Origin of the sequence: Salinisphaera aquimarina, from assembly GCF_042643355.1 — a bacterium.
GTDB classification, from domain to species: domain Bacteria; phylum Pseudomonadota; class Gammaproteobacteria; order Nevskiales; family Salinisphaeraceae; genus Salinisphaera; species Salinisphaera aquimarina.
Window position 1 is genome coordinate 1,034,749 of the sequence record NZ_JBHRSS010000003.1, and the last position, 18,159, is coordinate 1,052,907.

The following is an 18,159-nucleotide window of genomic DNA, read 5'->3' on the forward strand; positions in this document are numbered from 1 at the left end:
GGCGTGACGCTTTGCGATACCGATCCCGGCATGATGACGGCGCGACTTGCCCTGTATGCAGGCCAACCCCATTTATCGATCGATAACATGAACAGACGACAATTCATCGGCATCGCGGCCGGCACTGCAGCCGGATTCGGCCTGTGGCGGTTCACGCGCTCATCCGCGTCGGCCGGGCCGCCGGTCGGCCATGCCCGGCCATCCACAGCGAGCGAGGTTCAAACCGTGGAAAAAAGTGATAGTGAATGGCGAGAGGAACTGGCGCCGGACGCCTACAAGGTGTTGCGCAAGGAAGGCACGGAAGCACCGGGTTCGAGCGCCCTGAACGCGGTCAAGGCCAAGGGCGAGTTTCAGTGCGCGGGCTGTGGCCTGGCGTTGTTCCCGAGCGACTATAAATACGAGTCCGGCACCGGCTGGCCGAGTTTCTACGACTACATCGACGGTCATCTCGAGTTCAAGACCGATTTCAAGATGCTCATGCCGCGCAAGGAATATCACTGTGCCCGCTGTGGCGGTCATCAGGGCCATGTGTTCAAGGATGGCCCTGATCCCACGGGGTTGCGTTACTGCAACAACGGCGTGGCGCTGAAATTCGTGCCCGCCGACGATAGGGACGATCAACCGGCCTGACCTGTCTCGTCGATCCGAAAGCAAAAAACCCGGCATCGCCGGGTTTTTTGCGAGCGGTCTACGACTGACTAAAGCCGGGCGACCGGAATCCGTTACTCGAGCAGATCCTGGTGCACGTGTTCGGCGTTCTTGTCCACGCGTTTCCATGTCTGCGACTTGCCGATCAGGCTGATGCCGATATAGCCACGCACATCGAGCGTGTCGGGATCGGACTGGCTGGCCTTGGCCTTGTAGGTCTTGCCGTTGTTCGGATCGTAGATGGTGCCGCCTTCGAACTTGCCGTCGCCGGCATAGCTGAGACCGTCAAGCACGGTGACCCCGAGCAGGCGACGGTCGCGCTTGGATTCATCGGGGTTCTTCTTGTCGTAGCGCGCCTGGCCGTCTTTCGAGCCGACGATCTTGCCCTTCCAGTGGTCGCCGTCCTCATAGAGCTCGACATAACCGCCGCTGGCGGTTTCCCAGACGCCGGCGGCATCTTCGGCTTTCTGGTCGGCCGCGAAGGCCATGCCGGCGGTAGCCAACAGAGCAGTACAAAGCAACGCACGTTTCAGCATGATGTTTCTCCTCTCATTCTCAAAATAATCTATTTCACATTGGCAAGATTAGCATGCTTGCGAGGGCCTGTTGCCGTTTCATACGGCCCCGCGTTGCACCCCAAAATCACGTCAAACAAGGCGCAGAGCGCCGGCCGCAGTGATTCTGCGGTCAAGCTCTGCTACGACGGATGGCGCGATTTTGGGCCGCAACCCCCAGTAAATAAAGATGGGACGGCCGCTATTTTTCCGCAATCCGGCGTTGCAGCTCGCTCATGTAGCTCGGCTACATCGCGCTCCCTGCGCCTTGTCTTGCAAAAAAATAGCCGCCGGCGCGGCGTCGTATGAAACGGCAACAGGCCCTAGAGCCGAACGCACGATGAACGCACGGGTCGTAACACTCGGCGATGCTAGACTCGGCGGTCTGTTCACGCGCGATCGTCGCGCTCCTGCTGTAGAGAGACCGCCATGTCCGGCGAAGCACTGATTGCTGTTTTCATCGATTTCGAGAATCTCGCCCTCGGGGTCAAGGATGTGCCCGGCGGCGATTTCGACATGAGTCTGATCCACAAGCGGGTGCTGGAAAAAGGCCGGCTGGTGTTCAAGCGCGCCTACTGCGACTGGGGCCGCTATCGGGATCAGATGCGCTCGTTTCATTCCATGGGCATCGAGATGATCGATATCCCGCAGACCCGTATTTCCGGCAAGAACAGCGCCGATATCCGCATGGTCGTGGACGCCCTGGACCTGTGCTACGCCAAGGGCCATATCGACACGTTCGTGCTGGTGTCCGGCGACTCCGATTTCTCGCCGCTGGTCTCCAAGCTCAAGGAAAACGACAAGCGCGTGATCGGCTGCGGGGTGAAATCATCTACCTCGGAGCTGCTGGTCGCCAACTGCGACGAATTCATCTACTACGACGATCTGGTGCGCAAGTCCGGCCGTCAGCGCAAGCGCAAGGCCGAGTCCGGCCAGAAGCAGGACAAGGGCGCGGAGGCACGCGAAAAGCTGTTGGAAATCGTCTCCTCGCTGGAGTCCGACTACGACCCGGTCTGGGGCTCGCTGGTCAAGCAGACCATCAAGCGCGTGTATCCGGGCTTCAATGAAAGCTATTCCGGTTTCAAGAGCTTCACCGATCTGCTCAAGTCGGCCGAGCAGCACGGTCAGATCAGCCTCGAATACGACGCCGAGCGCGGCAACTACAAGGTCGCCGTGGCTTGAGTTGACTCGAGAGAGTCAACGTTTCTTCGTTTCAGGTTCCCGGGGCTTGTTGTCGCCTTCCGATTCCGAGGGCGACGACGTGGTCTGGAGTTTGCCGCGCTTCAACTTGCCGGCGCCGCTCCAGCTGCCTTCTACAGAATCACGCCCCACGCCTTCGGGAAGCACCGTTTTTGTGTCATTTGAGCTCATAGGTAAGAAAACCCGCTTAACGCACTGAATCCGATCCCGACTCTGAATGACCAGAGCGCGATGAAATCGAGCCGCTCCAGTACAGGATCCGAATCCGTGTCCGTGGTGAGGATTGTCGTCAGATGGTCTGCGTTTCGCTGAAACACTTCCAGCACACAGAATATCGTGGTCACGAACGCTGTAAGCGCAATCGCGAACAGGAAGTTCTGGTAGGCGCATTGGGTTTCGTATTTGCTCAGTATCACGACAATGACCCCGATCCCTGCGGACGACAGGGTCACCAGCTGTTTATCCAGTTCAAGCCGTGTCGTCAGCCACGCGTTGATAATCGCGCTTCGGAAGATTTCATCTTCGTCGTCCGATCCGGGCATACGTCAATACGGTAACGAGACCCACGGTCGAGTATAGAACAGCTGTGAACAATAGAACCCGGCATCGCGTAGCGACGTCGGGTTCTGTTCAACCGCCTTGGAGGAGCGGCCCGGGGGCGTCCGCGTTGCGGTTCAGGGCTTGGCGATACCGATCACGCCACAGGCCTGGCGTGAACCGGCGGCGCCGATCGGCGGCTGGCTCGGGTCGTTCGCCTTGGCGTGGATGATGACGCCGCGACCGATGATCGATTTCGCGCCCGTCAGCGACGCCCCATCGATCATGCCATCGGCATTCGCGCTGCCGTCGTCGCCCACCTCCAGATCACCGAGATCGCCGGTGATGCGGTCGATATCCTTGGGCGGGTTCTCGGAGCTGCCTTTCAGATTGAAGTGGGTGCCGGCCGATTTGCCGTCGCCCGAGGAGCAATCGCCGTAGAGATGGATATGGTAGCCGTGCTTGCCGGGCGCCAGACCGGTGGCCGTGGTGGTGTAGGCCACGCCGCCGTCCTTGGGGGTGAAGCGAATCGTGGCAGTGGCGTCGTCATTGCCCTGGGTGCCATGCAGCACCGCGATTGCCGCCCTGGGCATGTCCTCGCTGGACGACTGACTCGAGGCCATGGCCGAGGACTCGTCGCCGTTCATGTCCTGTTCGCCCTGGTCCTCGCTCGACCCGTTGTCTTCGGGCATGGCCTGGCTGTTTTCGCTGGCCGTGTTGGTCTGCGCATTCTCGCTGGGCTTGTTCTGGGTGTCGCTGTCGCCACAGGCGGTCATGCTGATGGCCAGCAAAACGGCGGCTGATATGGAAAGTACGGGCTTCATCTTGATGCTCCTGCGTAGGAAAAAGAGTCCGGTCCGGGGTCGGCGGGGTCTCAGCTGCGGCGCGCGCTGATGTCGTCAACCACGGCGGTGGCGTCGCGGTCGGCGCCAAATACCTGTTGATAATGCGTCTGCAGCCAGGGACCGAGCGGCGTGCTGTCGGATGTGTCGAGCAACTGCGCGAGCGTGTCGACGTGTTCGCCGCCGCCTTGCGCGGCCTCCCGCTGGAGCTGGTCGCGCTGCGAGCCGACGAATTCGACCGCCTGCGCATAACGGGGCACATCGGGGTCGGTGACCGATGCATTGGTCGACGCGCGGCTGGCCTTGGAGATGCCGTGCGAGATGGTGGCGGCGGCGTCCGCGGCTACATTGGTCGTGCTGGTGAACGCAGCGCAGCCGCCGAGCAGGGTAATCGCGGCGCCCATCAGGCAGACAGCCGTCAGGCGATTATTCGAATACGAAATGATTTTCAATGGTAACCGCTGTTCTTGGAGGGATGACGACCACGCTATCGCCTTGGTCCGCGCAGCACAACAGGTCACCGCTGCCGGCGTCGTCCGCCGGATACAGCCGGGATTAAGCCGCCTTACGGTTTCATGAGTCGTATAAATACAACAATTTGCCGGTGGCGATGAACGCCACCGCATTGCGGCGATGGGGTCGCCGCCAGGGACGTTTCCGATGAGAACGGTCTATCGCACGCCGGAAGAACGCTTCGCGCGGCTGTCCGGTTTCAGTCTTGCGCCGCGCTATGCCGAGGTCGACGACATGCGCATGCAGACATGCGCATGCACTATGTGGATGCAGGGCCGCGCAATGCGCCGGTCGTGGTGTTGCTGCACGGCGAGCCGAGCTGGTGCTATCTGTATCGCCACATGATCGATCCGCTGGTGGATGCCGGATATCGCGTGCTGGCGCCCGATCTCATCGGTTGCGGCCGCTCCGACAAGCCGGCCGCCATCGTCGATTACAGCTATCAGAACCACGTGGACTGGACCTGGAGCTGGTTCGAGCAGTTGGAGCTCACGGATGTGACCCTGTTCTGTCAGGACTGGGGCTCGCTGATCGGGCTGCGGCTGGTCGCCGAGCATCCGGAACGTTTCGCGCGCGTGTTCGTGGGCAACGGCTTTCTGCCTACCGGCGACCAGAACATGCCCTGGCTGTTCTCGGCCTGGCGCGCCTTCGCGCTACGCAGTCCGGTGTTTCCGGTGGGCGGCATTCTGCAGGTCGGCAGCAAGCGCTGGTTGTCACGCGACGAGCGCGCTGCCTACTGGGCACCGTTTCCCGACAAACGCTATATGGCCGGCATCCGTGCGTTTCCGGCGCTGGTGCCGATTACGCCCGACGATCCCGCTACGCCGGCCAATCGCGCGGCCTGGGCGGCGCTGGAGCGTTTCGACAAGCCGTTTCATACCTGTTTTGCAGACGGCGACCCGATCACCCGCGGCGCCGACAAGGCATTGCAGCGACGGATTCCCCGCGCGGCGCACGCCGAGCACACCACGATCCGCGGTGCGCGGCATTTCCTGCAGGAAGATCAGGGCCCGGCGATCGCGGCCTTCATGCTCGCGCAGATGAAGGCGTCGGCAGCCGGCTGAATAGTCGCGTCGGTGCTCAGGCGAGTGTCTTGTAGAGGGCCCGGTACTGGCTGGCGGCCCGGCTGCGCGGCGCGAAGACCGCGACCGGCGCCCGATGCTCGCCCATCTTCTCGACGTGGGTGGCGTAGTCGATGAATGTCTTGGGCGCCTTCTTCATCGCCGCCGGCGGTGCGGCGATCAGATCCTTGTGCATGCGCCGGCGCCGATCGGCCATCGAGAAGAATGGCGTGATATTGGTCTTGCCGACTTTCTTGGCCTCGACGTGCGCGTTGACTTCATCGAGCGCGCGCAGCGACAGCGGTGTCGGCACCACCGGCACCAGCACACGGTCCGCCGCCCGGAGGATCGCGGTCGCCAGGGCGCCGATGCCGGGCGGGCAATCCAGAATCAGCAGCGAGTAGGTTTCGGAGAACGGCTCGATCAGGGATTCGAGCACCTTGCGCGGCTGCTTGGAGGCGTGGATATGGGCGTCCCAGTCGCGGTAGCCGCGATCGCCGGGCAGCACATCCAGACGCTCGAATGCGCTGGGGCGTACGTATCGGCCCAGCGGCTCCTTGCCGGCGACCACGCGTTTGGCCGATATCTCCGGGCTCTCGTCGATGCCCATGTACCAGCTGGCCGCGCCCTGCGGGTCCAGATCCCACAGCAGCACATGCTTGCCGCTGGCAGCCGCCTCGTAGGCCAGATTCACCGCAGCGGCGGTCTTGCCGACCCCGCCTTTCAAACTGTAGAGCGCCCAGGTTTTCATGGTGGCGAGCCTACCCAACGAATGTGACAGAAATATGGCATGACCATGACGACGGCTGGCGACGGCATGGGCGCGCATCTCCAGCACCGCAGCATGCCCGAATTGACGACCGTCCGTCATCGCGTAGGCTGCGCGCATGCGGATTGCCCTGATTGCCGACACCCACGGCGCGCTCGACGCGCGTATCGCCGACGCCGTGCGCGGCGCCGATCTGCTGGTGCATGCCGGCGATGTCGGTGTCGGCGTCGAAGCCGAACTCGCGCCGCTCGCCAAAGACGTCGTCATCGTCCAGGGCAACAACGACCCGGCCGACAGCGGCTGGCCCGAATCGGTGCGTCTCGATTTGCCCGGCGGTGAACTTGCGGTCATGCACGGGCATCAATGGCCGGCGAAGACACGCCACGGAAAACTGCGTGACGCGTTCCCGGCTGCGGCCGCGATCGTGTGCGGCCACAGCCACCGTCGTGTCCTCGACGACACGACCGACCCCTGGGTGCTCAATCCGGGCGCGGCGGGTCGAACCCGGGCCTACGGCGGGCCGGGCTATATCGAATTGACCGCCAACAGCGGCCGCTGGAGCACGCGTCTATTCGAATATGCGCCGTTATCGAAGCGTCGGCGCTAGCGAGGGCGACGAGTCCCGGTTGCCGGTGATGATTCGGGATTGCCGTGCATCTTGAGAATGTCACGGTCTACGCATGGAAACGGTGCGGCTAAGGGCGAAGCCGCCATGGTGGCCAACTTTCGGGTTGTCCAGCTGCTTTTTCACGCTGGGTTGGGCGCAATTCGGGTTGATTGCTAGGCTCTTGCCCACGACTATTTTGTAGTGGTCAGCGCTGGCCGGCCGTGTCACGGTATTGTCGCGGCGCTGGTGGGGGATTGATGCGCCACTAATCGCCGTGGGCATGATGTTGGGCCGGGAGGGCCTTCGAGCATTGATACAAGTCGATAACATTGCCAAGTCGTTTGGCGGCATCAAGGCCGTCGACGCCTGCTCCTTCGAGGTGGCCGAAGGCAGCATCACCGGGCTGATCGGGCCCAACGGGGCCGGCAAATCGACGCTGTTCAATATCGTGACCGGGTTTCTCAAGCCCGATTCCGGCCGGATTCTGCTCGACGGCGACAACGTCGCGGGCGTGCCGCCGGAACAGCTTTTCCACCGCGGCCTGGTACGCACGTTTCAGACCCCGCACGAATTCTCGCGCATGACCGTACGCGAGAATCTCATGCTCGTACCCGCCGGTCAGCGCGGCGAGAATCTGCTGCAGTCCTGGCTGCGCTGGGCGCGCGTGAAGGATCAGGAACGCCAGCTGCTCGACCAGGTCGACGATGTGCTGGCGTTTCTCAATCTCGATCATATCGCCGACACGCTGGCCGGCAATATCTCCGGCGGCCAGAAGAAGCTGCTGGAACTGGGCCGCACGATGATGACCGATGCGCGCGTTGTACTGCTCGACGAGCCCGGCGCGGGCGTCAATCGCACCCTGCTGGCAACGCTGGCGGACGCGATCACCCGCCTCAATCGCGAGCGCGGCTATACCTTCTGCGTGATCGAGCACGACATGGATCTGGTCGCCCAGCTATGTGCGCCGGTGATCGTCATGGCCAACGGCAGCGTCATCGCCCAGGGCGATTTCGATACCATCCGCCGCAATCCGCAGGTCATCGATGCCTACCTCGGCGGGGTGCCGGCCTGATGAACGATAAAGACGGCGTGCGCCCCGTGCTGGAAATAGACGACGTCCGCGGCGGTTATGGCGGCGTCGATATCCTGCACGGGGTCAGCCTCACGGTGAACCCGGGCGAACTGGTGGTCATCGTCGGCCCCAACGGCGCGGGCAAGTCCACCCTCATGAAGGCAGCGTTCGGCCTGCTGCAGATCAACAGCGGGCAGGTGCGCCTGGCCGGCGCCGATATCACCAATATCAGCCCGGATCGGCTGGGGCATCGCGGCATGTCGTACGTGCCGCAGGAACGCAACGTGTTCCCGACGATGAGCGTGCAGGAAAACCTGGAAATGGGCGCCTATATCCGCAAGGACAGCGCCAGCGCGCAGATGGAGCGCGTGTTCGATCTGTTTCCGCGGCTCAAGGAGCGGCGCAAACAGCCGGCCGGGCTGATGTCCGGCGGCGAGCGCCAGATGGTGGCCATGGGCCGTGCCCTGATGATCGAGCCGACCCTGCTGATGCTGGACGAGCCCACCGCTGGCCTGTCGCCGGCGTTCGTGCAGCAGGTCTTCGAGTGGATCCGGGCCATCAACGCTCAGGGCATCAGTATTCTCATGGTCGAGCAGAACGCCAAGCAGGCGCTGGGGATCGCGGACCGCGGCTATGTGCTGGCCACCGGCGAGAATCGCCACGAAGACAGCGGCGCGGGCCTGCTGGCCAACCGCGAGGTCGCGCAGATGTTTCTTGGCGGACGGTAGGGAAACCTGAATGCAAGAGTTTTTACAGCTCACGTACAACGGCATCATTCTCGGCAGCATTCTGGCGCTGGGCGCGATTGGCGTGACCATGATCTTCGGCGTGCTGCGCTTCGCGCACTTCGCCCACGGCGACATGATGACGGTCGGTGCCTATTCCACCCTGGCTTTCGTGCAAGGCTTCGGCTGGCCGGTGTGGCTGGCGGCATTGCCGGCGCTGGTGACGACCGCGGCGGTGGCCGTGGTGCTGGATCAGATGTTCTACCGGCGTCTGCGCCGGGTCGCGCCGGTGATTCTGCTGATCTCGTCGTTTGCCACGGCGCTCATGCTGCGCGCGGTGGTGCAGATCATCTGGGGGCCGGATAATCAGGTCTATGCGACCGGCATCAGCATTCCCTATCGCGTACTCGGCCTGGTGATCACGCCCGACAGCCTCAAGGTGCTGGGCGGGGCGGTGCTGATGGTCATCATCGTGCACCTGTTTCTCAGCCGCACGCGCATGGGCAAGTCGATGCGGGCGATGAGCGATAACGTCGATCTGGCGCGTATCTCCGGCGTGCCCGTGAACCGCGTGATCTTCTGGACCTGGGTATTCGCCGGGGTACTGGCCGCGGTGGCCGGCATCCTGCTCGGGGTCAACACCCGCCTGATTCCCACCATGGGCTGGAATGCGCTGCTGCCGATATTCGCCGCGGCCATTCTCGGCGGCGTGGGCAAGCCGTACGGGGCGATCCTCGGCGGCCTGATCATCGGCCTGGCGATGAACTATTCGGTGCTGTTCATACCGTCGGCCTACAAGCTGGCGGTCGCGTTCGTGATTATGATCGCGGTCCTGATCCTGCGGCCGCAGGGCATCCTCCGGGGGATCCGCCTATGAGTGCCATCGGGCTCTATCACTACGGGCTGTACTTTCTGACCACGGCCGGGATCTTCGGCATTCTGGCGCTGGCGCTGAATCTGCAGTGGGGCTTGTCCGGGCTGTTCAATCTCGGCATTGCCGGCTTCTTTGCGGTGGGTGCCTATGCCAGCGCGCTGGTGACCGGTCCGGCGACGCCCGACCACTGGGGTGGCTTCGCGTTGCCGTTGCCGGTGGGTGTGGCCGTGGCCATGTTGTGCTCGGCGGTACTCGCGTTCGTGATCGGCGCGGCCACCATGCGCCTGCGTTCCGACTACCTGGCCATTGCCACGCTCGGCATCGCCGAGGTGATACGGCTGGTGATCAAGAACGAAAGCGAGCTGACCGGCGGTGTACGCGGCATGTCCGGCATTCCGTCGCCGTTCGATGCCCACAGCGGCCTGGTGATGCTGATCATCGTGGCGATCACGCTGGTGCTCATCTATTGGCTGGTGGAGCGGGCGCGCGTGTCGCCCTGGGGGCGCGTGCTGCGCGGCATTCGCGAAAACGAGGACTCGGCGCTCGCGGCCGGCAAGTCCGTGACCCGCTTCCGGTTGCAGGCGTTCGTGGCCGGGTCCGCCTTCATGGGTCTGGCCGGCGCGCTCTATGCCAGTTCCATCGGCTTTATCAGCCCCGAGGCCTTTCAGCCGCTCTATGGCACGTTCGTGATCTGGGTAATGCTGATCGCCGGTGGCAGCGGCAACAATATCGGCACCGTGGTGGGCACCTTCCTGGTCTGGTTCGTATGGTCGTTCAGCAGTGTGCTCACCGACCTCTTGCCGGCCGACATGGCCACCCAGGCCGGGGCGATCCGGATCTTCCTGATCGGCCTGCTCCTGCAGGTGATTCTGTTGACTCGCCCCGAAGGCCTGTTCCCGGAGCGGCCGCCGCCGCTGATCGGCCGGCCACGCAAGGCCGCCGACGTGGACAAGACCGGCACGCGGAACTAGCCGAATCGCCGACCCGATACTGCGCGGATCAGAGGCGGCCCGGACTCGGCCGGGCCGCCCGCTACGGTTGCCTTATTTGGACGGCGTGAACACTTCCAGTGTTTCGATCTTGCCGTCCTTGATCGTCCATTTGCCGTAGGTGCCGGCGACATCGCCATGTTCGTCGAAGTCCTCGTCACCGGCGGCGCCGACCCAGTCGATATCCTTGCCCTGCTTGAGCAGGTCGGCCGCCTTGGCCCATTCGCCGGGATAGACTTTCTCGCCGGGCGGGCCGGCCACGTCGCGCAGGGCGTCGCGGATCTTGGTGCTGTCGGTGGTGGTGCCGGCCTTCGCCGCCGCCAGGGCCAGCAGATAGGTCGCATCGTAGGCGGTGTCGATATAGGGCTGGGGCGGCAGTTCGCCGTTCGCCTTCTTGTAGGCGTTGGCGAAGTGATTGGCGGCTTCGCTGCCGGCCTCGGCCTGCGGCACCGTTCCCAGCGACCCGTTCAGGTACTGCGCGCCCAGATTCGTGATCAGATCCGTCGCTTTCATGCCATCGGAAAAGAAGAAGCGGTCGAACTTGCCGCCTTCCAGTGACTGGCGCAGGATCGTCTGCCCGTTCTGCGGATAGCCGATCAGCACCAGCGCCTGGGTCGAGCCGTCGCCATAGGCCCTGCTTACTTCGGCGTCGTATGACGACTGTTTCTGTTCATAGGCCGCCGTGCCCACGACACTGCCGCCGCTGTCCTTGAACGCGGTCGAAAACGCGTCCTTGAGGCCTTCGCCGTAGTCGTTGTTGACGTAGATGATGCCCACCTTGTCGACGCCGGCATCCTTGACCACCTGTGCGAGCGCGACGCCCTGGAAGGCATCGGACGGGATGTCGCGGAACAGGAAGTCGTTGTCGTCGAGCGACGTGATCTTGGGTGAGGTCGACGCATTCGAGATCTGCGGTATGCCGTTGGGTTTGCTCACCGACAGGGCGACCGGAATGGTCACGCCGCTGGACATGGCCCCCACCAGACCGACCACGCGATTGAGGTTGACCAGCTTCTGGGCCGCGTCGACCCCGGCCTGCGGCAGGGTCTGACTGTCGCCCGTCGAGATCTCGATATCGGCCCCCAGCACACCGCCGGCGGCGTTGATTTCCTGGGCTGCCAGCTTGGCGCCCTTGAGGCCCGGCACCCCATACGACTGCAGGTCGCCGGTCAGCGGCACCACCACGCCGAGACGCAGCGGCTCGGCCGCCTGTGTCGTGCTCGCCCCGAACGCCAGCACCAGTGCGGCTGCCGCAATCCATTTCTTTCTTAGCATCGTTGTCTCCCGGTCCGGATGAATATTGCAAACGGACTGCCATTGATTATTACGGCGATATGAGCACAGGCGGCTTTGCCCCAGCCGACTCCTGGTAATACCACAGCCGTCGCACGCGATCGTGCTTGGTCTCGAATTTACCTTATCAGCCGGGGAAAACGCACGCCGCTATCCACTGCGACCGAGCGATACTGCTTGGCGCTGTTCTGATATTGCGTCGGCGATGAACATCGAGGATCTTGCGCCTTACTTTTTTCTTACCTGCTGAGTTTCTGGTCAAGCGTGTCGAGTGCGAGTTGGAATACCGAGTCGTGCACCAGCAGCACGAGCGTCAGATCGTCCTGAACGGCCGCGGTCCAGTCGGCCTGCCAGACTGCAAGCGTGGCGCCGCTGCTGGTGACGGGGTACAGCTGCACGCCGGCACAATAGTCCAGCCAGGGCTGCGGCCCGTCGAGCATGCGGTAGGCAAACGCATAGCGGCTATCGTCGAGAAAAGTCAGCTGCTCGCGCAGGGTATCGCCGCCGAGTGCGAATCGTCGCACGCCGCCCACCGTGTCGCAGGACACGCCGTCTTCCATGTGCATGTCCTCGATATCCGGATGCCAGCCGTCCATGCCCGAGAAATCGCGCATGGATTGCCATACTGTATCTATTGGAGCCGCGAGAATCGACGAGCAAAATACCTTGGCCGGTTTCATGCCGGGCCGTGGCGGGCCGGTCTCGTCGTGGCTGTTGCCCGCGATGGCCTCTTGCAGTGACGCCAGGCCGGCGGCGAACACGTCGTTGGAGATGATGTGCGCGTACTTGCCTTCGTCCTCTGCGGCCTCGTCGAAGTGTGCCGACCACTGCACGAACGTCGCATTGTTTTGGGTGACCGGGATCAGGGACATCTCGGCAATATAATTGCGAACCGGAAACGCCGGTGTCTCGAAGCCGTAGGAAAACCGGTAGCAGCGATCGTCGAGCGACAGCAGCCGTTCTCGCACCTGGCTGCCGTCCGCCAGCGAAAAGCGACGAATCGCACCAACGGCATCGGCACGGCGGTCGTCCTCGATCATGCTTTCAGGGATCGCCGTGTGCCATTTCGGCATGGCGTTGAAGTCGCGCACGAGCGCCCAGACGATGTCTATCGGCTGCTCGATAACGATGCTCGCATAAGCTTTGGCCACTGCTCTCTCCGGTGGAGGCTAGAACGATAAATCCTTGAATTTCCGAGTCTGCTCAGTCAAGGCGGTTTCCACCGGGAAGCGTTCCATTGAGCTCGCGCCGTAGAAGCCGTGACAGTTGCTGCATTTGCCGAGCACGTAGCGGGCATCCTCAGGCATGGCGATGGGGCCGCCGTGGCAAAGGACAATCACATCGTCGCGGATGGCCAGCGCCGTGTCGGCGATTTCGTCGATCAGCGCTACGCTGTCGTCGAGCGAGCGCGCTGTTTCGGCGCCGATGGTCCCGCCCGTGGTCAGCCCCATATGGGCCACCAGAATATCAGCGCCGGCCTCGGTCATGGCTCGGGCATCGTCGGCGTTGAATACATACGGGGTGGTCAGCATGTCTTTTTCACGCGCGAGTCGAATAACCTCGACTTCGCGGTCGTAACCCATGCCGGTTTCTTCCAGGTTGGCGCGGAAGGTACCGTCGATCAGCCCGACGGTGGGGAAATTCTGAATCCCGGAAAAACCGGCCGCCCGGACTTCGTCGAGAAAGCGGTCGAAATTGCAAAACGGGTCGGTACCGTTGACGCCGGCCAGCACCGGCGTGTGCTTGACCACCGGCAGTACTTCGCTGGCCATCTCCATGACGATCTCGTTGGCATTGCCGTAGGCTAGCAGCCCGGCTAGCGAGCCGCGCCCGGCCATGCGGTAGCGCCCGGAATTGTAGATGACGATGAGGTCGATGCCGCCGGCTTCCTCGCATTTCGCGGACAGGCCGGTGCCGGCGCCACCGCCGACGATAGGGCGCCGCTCGGCTTTCATGGTCTGGAAGCGCTCGAGCAGTTGGCGGCGTTCGATATGGGCCATGGTCAGGTCTCGTTGGTAACCGATTTGAATTCGGCGACCAGTGCGTCGGCGAATTCCGGGTCGTTGATATGAAGCGGGTGGCGGATCAGGCGGCGTTTCGAGGTTTGCTTCACGGTGTCTTCGAGCGCGCCGAACAGAGCCGCGTCGGCTTCGGGATCATGAAACGCCATGCCGGGCGCGTCCAGCGCGGATACGCCTTTTTCCGGTATGAGAAAACGCAGGTCGCCGTCGCAGGCATTGAGCTTTTCGCCGATCCAGCGGCCCATGCGGGCGTTTTCCTCGGCGGTCGTGCGCATGAGCGTGATCTGGGCGTTGTGTTCGTACAGGTTGCGATCGCTGTAGTGGGGCGGGACCGTGTCTCGGGCGGCGAAGTTGACCATGTCGAGCGCGCCGCAGGATCCCACATAAGGAATCTGCGTGCGTGCGATCACGCCGAAGCGGTCGTCCGTGCAGGCGAAGATGCCGCCCATGAACAAATCGCAGACCTCGGTGGTGGTGATATCGAGCACGCCGGCGAACAGGCTGGATTCGGCGAGCTTTTCCATCGACTGGCCGCCGGTGCCGGTGGCATGGAAGACGATGCAGTCATACTGGGGGTCCAGCCGCTCGACCACCTGGTTTACGCAGGAGGTGGTCACCCCGAACATGCTCAAGCCGATCGCGCGTCTGCCGTCGGAGGGTTGGGCGTCAATCGGTTGGTAATCGCGGGCCATGCCGGCGATTGCGTGTGCGGCGTTGGCGAATATGACCCGCGAAATCGGGTTCACCCCGGCGACATCGGTTACCGAATACATCATGCAGATATCGGTCGGCCCCACGTAGGCGCCGACGTTGCCCGAGGCGACTGTGGACACCATTACTTTGGGGACGCCGATCGCCAGTTCGCGCATGGTGGGGGTGATCAGCGCGGTCCCGCCAGAGCCGCCGAGGCCGATGATGCCGGCGAGATCGTCGCGGCCCGCGATGAACTGCCTGAGCGCGATCGCCATCGCCGCGATCGATTGCCCGCGGTCACCGGTGAATACCGCATCGGCGCCGGCGGGATGACAGTCGGCGACCGTCTTCGGGACCACGTCGAAGTCCGCACTGTGGCTGCGTTCCAGCGTTGAGACGTCGACCAGGCAGGTCGCCATGTCGGCGTCTGCGATCCGATCGCGCACAAAGCGCAATTCGTCGCTTTTGGTGTCGCCGGTGCCGACGATATAGACCGTTCCAGCCTTTGCCATGGCCACCTCTCGCACTTTTTATCGTTCGTGCGATTCGTCCACGCCACCTTGGGCGGCGGTCGCGACCGCATCTTTTTCCCGAATATCACACTGCCTGTGTTGCGCCGATGCGCGCAAGCGATCCTTCGTATGCGAGTCGAGCAGCGGCAACCGGCATCGGATTCTGCGGCGGGCATACAGGGCAGGACGCTGTCTCGATCATGCGTGTCCATCGCTCCGCTCGTCGCGGCGGCTGCAGGGAGCACGATTTCTCTCCATTGCGCGGCCGTCGCTGGCGTTGTTGCACCACTATGCAGCGTGGATGCCGCGACAAGATGCCGCCGGGCGGGCGCGGACGGCGTGGCATGGGATTGGGGCGCAGGGGCGGCTTGGCTGGCGCTAGGCGTGGAACTTGCTTGTATGGTGAAGGCTTGAGCGCCGCGCTACAGCGGTCTATGGTGAAAAACAGTTCCGGCACCGCAGTTTGCCCCCGGCCGTCTGCGGTGCCGATCCAGACCAACAGGGTCCGATGCGCGTTTCGTTGCGTGCGAGCCGATCCGGCTTGTGTCGATCGCGACAGGACCGCAGGGAGAGACAGTAGATGCAATCGATCATCCGGCTATGGGCTTTGGTACTGACCGCCGCGCTATTTGCGATCGGCCCCGCGCCGGCGGCTTTCGCGGCCGGCAACATCATCGTCGGCACCACCGACACGGTGCAGACGCTCGATCCGGCCAAATGTTATTCGTTCTACTGCGCCAACGTGATGCACAACGTAGGCGAGACGCTGGTGACCTATCCTCCGGGCAGCAGCAAGCTGGCACCACTGCTGGCCAAGTCCATGCCCGAGATCAGCGACGACGGGCGTACTTATACGTTCAAGCTGCACGAGGGCGTGACCTTCCAGGACGGCTCCAAGCTGACCAGCGAGGACGTCAAGTTCTCGCTCAACCGCAGCCTGTGGATGAATCATCCGGAAGGCGCGGGCTTCCTGCTGTCGGGCATCCGGTCGATCGATACGCCCGATCCCTACACCGTGGTCATCCATATCGACACGCCGGATATCACTTTCGTGTCCAAGCTGGCCTATGTCGAGGCGACGATCCTGCCGTCGGATGCCTACAAGTCGCCGGACAAGCCGATCCCCAACGATGCCAAGCGCGGCACCTACGAACAGTATGTGCAGGAAGACCTGATCGGCTCGGGGCCCTACAAGATCGAGAACTTCCGCCAGGACCAGTCGCTGCTGCTCGACAGCTATGACGGCTACTGGGGCGACAAGCCCAGGAACGACAAGGTGCTGGTGCGCTTCTTCGCCCAGAGCTCGCAGATGCTGGTGGCGCTCAAGTCGGGCGAGATCGACGTGGCCTTTCGTCACTTCACGCCCGAGCAGCGCAAGAGCCTGAGAAACGCAGCGGATATCAAGACAGTCGAGGGCGACGGCGCGTCGATCCGCTACATGGTGTTCAACCCGCGCCTGGAGCCGGTCGGCGACAAGAAGGTGCGCCAGGCGATTGCCGCGGCCCTGAATCGCAAGCGCATCATCGATGACGTGCTGGGCGGCGACGCCGAACCGCTGTACTCGATGGTACCGCCGGCGTTCGGCGAGGCCGCCAAGCCCGACTTCAAGAAACTCTACGGCGCCAAGAAGGCGTCCGATTATCTCGATCACAAAGTCGATCTGACGCTCTGGTACTCGCGTGGTCACTACGGTGACACCGAGCCGGCGCTGGCCCAGACCATCGCCCGCACGCTCGAGGAGACCGGCCTGTTCAACGTCGATCTGCAATCCAGCGAATGGGCCCAGTTCACCGCCAATGCCTATCCCGGCCCGAGCGGGCAGTACGCGGCCTTCCTGATGGGTTGGTATCCGGACTACCTGGATCCGGACGACTATCTGGCGCCGTTCTATCACTCCGAGCACAGCTTCCCGCGCGTCTATTCCAACAAGCGCATGGATCAGCTGCTGGCCGACGAGAAGACAGCCGACAGCCCGAACAGCGATGCGCGCCTGAAGTCGCTGGCCGAGATCCAGCAGTTGGCCGCCGAGGACACCCCGATCGTGCCGCTGTATGTGCTCACGCCGTTCGCCTTCGCGCGCAAGGGCATTGCCGGCGTCGAGGACACCATGGGCGCGGAGCAGATCTTCCGTTATTCGCTGCTGTCCAAGAGCGGCGGTTGAGCCACGCGGGTCGCGCGCGGTTCGATTCGTGAACGGTATGACGCTGAAGTGAGCGAGCGCCAGGCATGAAGTCCGGCTCGCTCGGTCACTATCTGCTCATGCGGGTGCTGCTCAGCATTCCCATGCTGCTGATTCTGCTGACGTTGGTGTTCGTGCTGCTGCACGCCGCCCCGGGCGATCCGGTGACCGCGACCGTCGGCTCGCGCCTGCCGCCGGCCGAGATTGCCGCGCGCAAGGAGGCGCTCGGGCTCAACGATCCGGTCTATGTGCAGTATTTTCGTTTCGTTGGCAACGCCCTGCGGGGCGATTTCGGGCGCCCGGTCACCGACAGTCGCAGCGTGCTGCGTATCGTGCTGGATACCGCGCCGGCCACGCTGGAACTGGTCACCGCGGCCATGCTGATCGCGGTGACCGTGGGTATCGGTATCGGCGCGCTGGCCGGGCGAATGCGCGACACGCTGTTCGATGTCGGCGGGCGTTTCTTCGGCATCCTCATCTATGCCACGCCGCTGTTCTGGACCGCGCTGCTGGCCCAGCTCTATTTCAGCGTCGATCTGCACTGGCTGCCCAGCAGCGGCCGCATCGGCGGCTTCTATGTGCCCGACCACATCACCGGCTTCTATGTGATCGACTCGATCATCACCGGCAACTGGCAGGCGCTGGCGAGCACGCTCAGTCACTTGGCGCTGCCGGCGATCACCCTGGGCCTGCTGGTGGGCGGCGTGTTCATTCGCCTGGTGCGCGTGAACATGCTGCAGAGCCTGCGCTCGGACTACGTCGAGGCTGCCCGTGCGCGCGGCATTCCCGAGCGCAACGTGGTGTTTCGGCATGCCTTCAAGAACGCGCTCATTCCCGTGGTCACGATCATGGGCCTGCAGTTCGCGCTGCTGATCGGCAACGCCACGCTCACCGAGACGGTGTTCTCCTGGCCCGGCATCGCCCGGGCGCTGGTGCACTTCATCGGTGCGCGCGACTATGCGGCGGTGCAGGGCATCGTCACCTTCATCGCGCTGGTGATCGTGCTGCTGTCATTGCTGATCGATGTGATCAACGCGTTCATCGACCCGCGCGTGCGCTACTAGTTTCTT

The 18,159-nt window shown here is 63.2% G+C and carries 19 protein-coding genes and 1 pseudogene; 10 read left to right on the plus strand and 10 right to left on the minus strand.

From position 1 onward, the window contains the following. The first annotated feature begins 87 nt into the window (after positions 1-87). The gene (gene msrB / locus ACFOSU_RS08255) at positions 88-630 is read left to right on the plus strand and encodes a peptide-methionine (R)-S-oxide reductase MsrB (RefSeq protein ID WP_380688340.1); all 543 of its coding nucleotides are present in this window, start codon (positions 88-90) and stop codon (positions 628-630) included. A 92-nt stretch (positions 631-722) separates the two neighbouring features. Here the strand turns inward: msrB and ACFOSU_RS08260 are convergent, their stop codons facing one another. Then, on the minus strand, positions 723-1,184 hold the full coding sequence (locus tag ACFOSU_RS08260) for a DUF2147 domain-containing protein (RefSeq protein WP_380688342.1): 462 nt from the start codon (positions 1,182-1,184) through the stop codon (positions 723-725). A gap of 447 nt (positions 1,185-1,631) precedes the next feature. On the opposite strand from ACFOSU_RS08260, the gene ACFOSU_RS08265 reads away from it, so the two are divergent. Then, on the plus strand, positions 1,632-2,384 hold the full coding sequence (locus ACFOSU_RS08265; protein ID WP_380688344.1) for an NYN domain-containing protein: 753 nt from the start codon (positions 1,632-1,634) through the stop codon (positions 2,382-2,384). A 15-nt stretch (positions 2,385-2,399) separates the two neighbouring features. Here ACFOSU_RS08265 and ACFOSU_RS08270 read toward each other — a convergent pair whose 3' ends face one another. From ACFOSU_RS08270 to ACFOSU_RS08285, 4 genes are all read right to left on the minus strand, one after another. Further along, a complete protein-coding gene (locus ACFOSU_RS08270) occupies positions 2,400-2,573 on the minus strand; it encodes a hypothetical protein (RefSeq protein WP_380688346.1) in 174 nt (57 codons plus the stop codon). After that, complete coding sequence (locus tag ACFOSU_RS08275) at positions 2,570-2,944, minus strand: hypothetical protein (RefSeq protein ID WP_380688348.1); 375 nt, start codon at positions 2,942-2,944, stop codon at positions 2,570-2,572. Before ACFOSU_RS08275 ends, ACFOSU_RS08270 begins: the two co-directional genes overlap by 4 nt. A 132-nt stretch (positions 2,945-3,076) precedes the next feature. Continuing rightward, positions 3,077-3,763 (minus strand): superoxide dismutase family protein, encoded by a 687-nt coding sequence (locus tag ACFOSU_RS08280; protein ID WP_380688350.1) that lies wholly within the window; start codon positions 3,761-3,763, stop codon positions 3,077-3,079. Between the two features lie 50 nt (positions 3,764-3,813). Next, positions 3,814-4,185: a DUF3015 family protein gene (locus tag ACFOSU_RS08285; protein WP_380688351.1), complete on the minus strand. Its 372-nt coding sequence runs from the start codon at positions 4,183-4,185 to the stop codon at positions 3,814-3,816. A gap of 256 nt (positions 4,186-4,441) precedes the next feature. On the opposite strand from ACFOSU_RS08285, the pseudogene ACFOSU_RS08290 reads away from it, so the two are divergent. After that, a pseudogene (locus tag ACFOSU_RS08290) lies at positions 4,442-5,358 on the plus strand (haloalkane dehalogenase). A 16-nt stretch (positions 5,359-5,374) separates the two neighbouring features. On the opposite strand, the gene ACFOSU_RS08295 reads toward ACFOSU_RS08290, so the two are convergent. Then, positions 5,375-6,244, minus strand: a complete 870-nt coding sequence (locus ACFOSU_RS08295; protein ID WP_380688353.1) for a ParA family protein — start codon at positions 6,242-6,244, stop codon at positions 5,375-5,377. On the opposite strand from ACFOSU_RS08295, the gene ACFOSU_RS08300 reads away from it, so the two are divergent. The 5 genes from ACFOSU_RS08300 (at position 6,243) to ACFOSU_RS08320 (ending at position 10,373) form a co-directional block, all read left to right on the plus strand. Beyond that, complete coding sequence (locus ACFOSU_RS08300; protein ID WP_380688355.1) at positions 6,243-6,731, plus strand: metallophosphoesterase family protein; 489 nt, start codon at positions 6,243-6,245, stop codon at positions 6,729-6,731. The genes ACFOSU_RS08295 and ACFOSU_RS08300 overlap by 2 nt on opposite strands. Positions 6,732-7,041: 310 nt before the next feature. Beyond that, positions 7,042-7,803 carry an ABC transporter ATP-binding protein gene (locus ACFOSU_RS08305; RefSeq protein WP_380688357.1) on the plus strand — a complete coding sequence of 254 codons (762 nt, stop codon included), beginning with the start codon at positions 7,042-7,044 and terminating at the stop codon, positions 7,801-7,803. Further along, positions 7,803-8,531 carry an ABC transporter ATP-binding protein gene (locus tag ACFOSU_RS08310; protein ID WP_380688359.1) on the plus strand — a complete coding sequence of 243 codons (729 nt, stop codon included), beginning with the start codon at positions 7,803-7,805 and terminating at the stop codon, positions 8,529-8,531. Before ACFOSU_RS08305 ends, ACFOSU_RS08310 begins: the two co-directional genes overlap by 1 nt. A 10-nt stretch (positions 8,532-8,541) precedes the next feature. Beyond that, positions 8,542-9,405 (plus strand): branched-chain amino acid ABC transporter permease, encoded by an 864-nt coding sequence (locus ACFOSU_RS08315; protein WP_380688361.1) that lies wholly within the window; start codon positions 8,542-8,544, stop codon positions 9,403-9,405. After that, complete coding sequence (locus ACFOSU_RS08320) at positions 9,402-10,373, plus strand: branched-chain amino acid ABC transporter permease (protein ID WP_380688363.1); 972 nt, start codon at positions 9,402-9,404, stop codon at positions 10,371-10,373. Before ACFOSU_RS08315 ends, ACFOSU_RS08320 begins: the two co-directional genes overlap by 4 nt. A 72-nt stretch (positions 10,374-10,445) precedes the next feature. Here the strand turns inward: ACFOSU_RS08320 and ACFOSU_RS08325 are convergent, their stop codons facing one another. The 4 genes from ACFOSU_RS08325 to ACFOSU_RS08340 all read right to left on the minus strand — a co-directional run bounded on the left by ACFOSU_RS08325 (position 10,446) and on the right by ACFOSU_RS08340 (position 14,910). Further along, positions 10,446-11,666, minus strand: a complete 1,221-nt coding sequence (locus ACFOSU_RS08325) for an ABC transporter substrate-binding protein (RefSeq protein ID WP_380688366.1) — start codon at positions 11,664-11,666, stop codon at positions 10,446-10,448. A 257-nt stretch (positions 11,667-11,923) separates the two neighbouring features. Continuing rightward, on the minus strand, positions 11,924-12,835 hold the full coding sequence (locus tag ACFOSU_RS08330) for an SRPBCC family protein (RefSeq protein ID WP_380688369.1): 912 nt from the start codon (positions 12,833-12,835) through the stop codon (positions 11,924-11,926). 18 nt (positions 12,836-12,853) lie between these two features. Next, on the minus strand, positions 12,854-13,684 hold the full coding sequence (locus ACFOSU_RS08335; protein WP_380688371.1) for a phosphoenolpyruvate hydrolase family protein: 831 nt from the start codon (positions 13,682-13,684) through the stop codon (positions 12,854-12,856). A 2-nt stretch (positions 13,685-13,686) separates the two neighbouring features. Next, a complete protein-coding gene (locus ACFOSU_RS08340) occupies positions 13,687-14,910 on the minus strand; it encodes a Tm-1-like ATP-binding domain-containing protein (protein WP_380688373.1) in 1,224 nt (407 codons plus the stop codon). A gap of 580 nt (positions 14,911-15,490) precedes the next feature. Here ACFOSU_RS08340 and ACFOSU_RS08345 point away from each other — a divergent pair. Next, positions 15,491-17,071, plus strand: coding sequence for an ABC transporter substrate-binding protein (locus ACFOSU_RS08345; RefSeq protein ID WP_380688375.1), 1,581 nt, complete (start codon positions 15,491-15,493; stop codon positions 17,069-17,071). Between the two features lie 65 nt (positions 17,072-17,136). Beyond that, the gene (locus tag ACFOSU_RS08350) at positions 17,137-18,153 is read left to right on the plus strand and encodes an ABC transporter permease (protein WP_380688377.1); all 1,017 of its coding nucleotides are present in this window, start codon (positions 17,137-17,139) and stop codon (positions 18,151-18,153) included. Positions 18,154-18,159 lie beyond the last annotated feature (6 nt).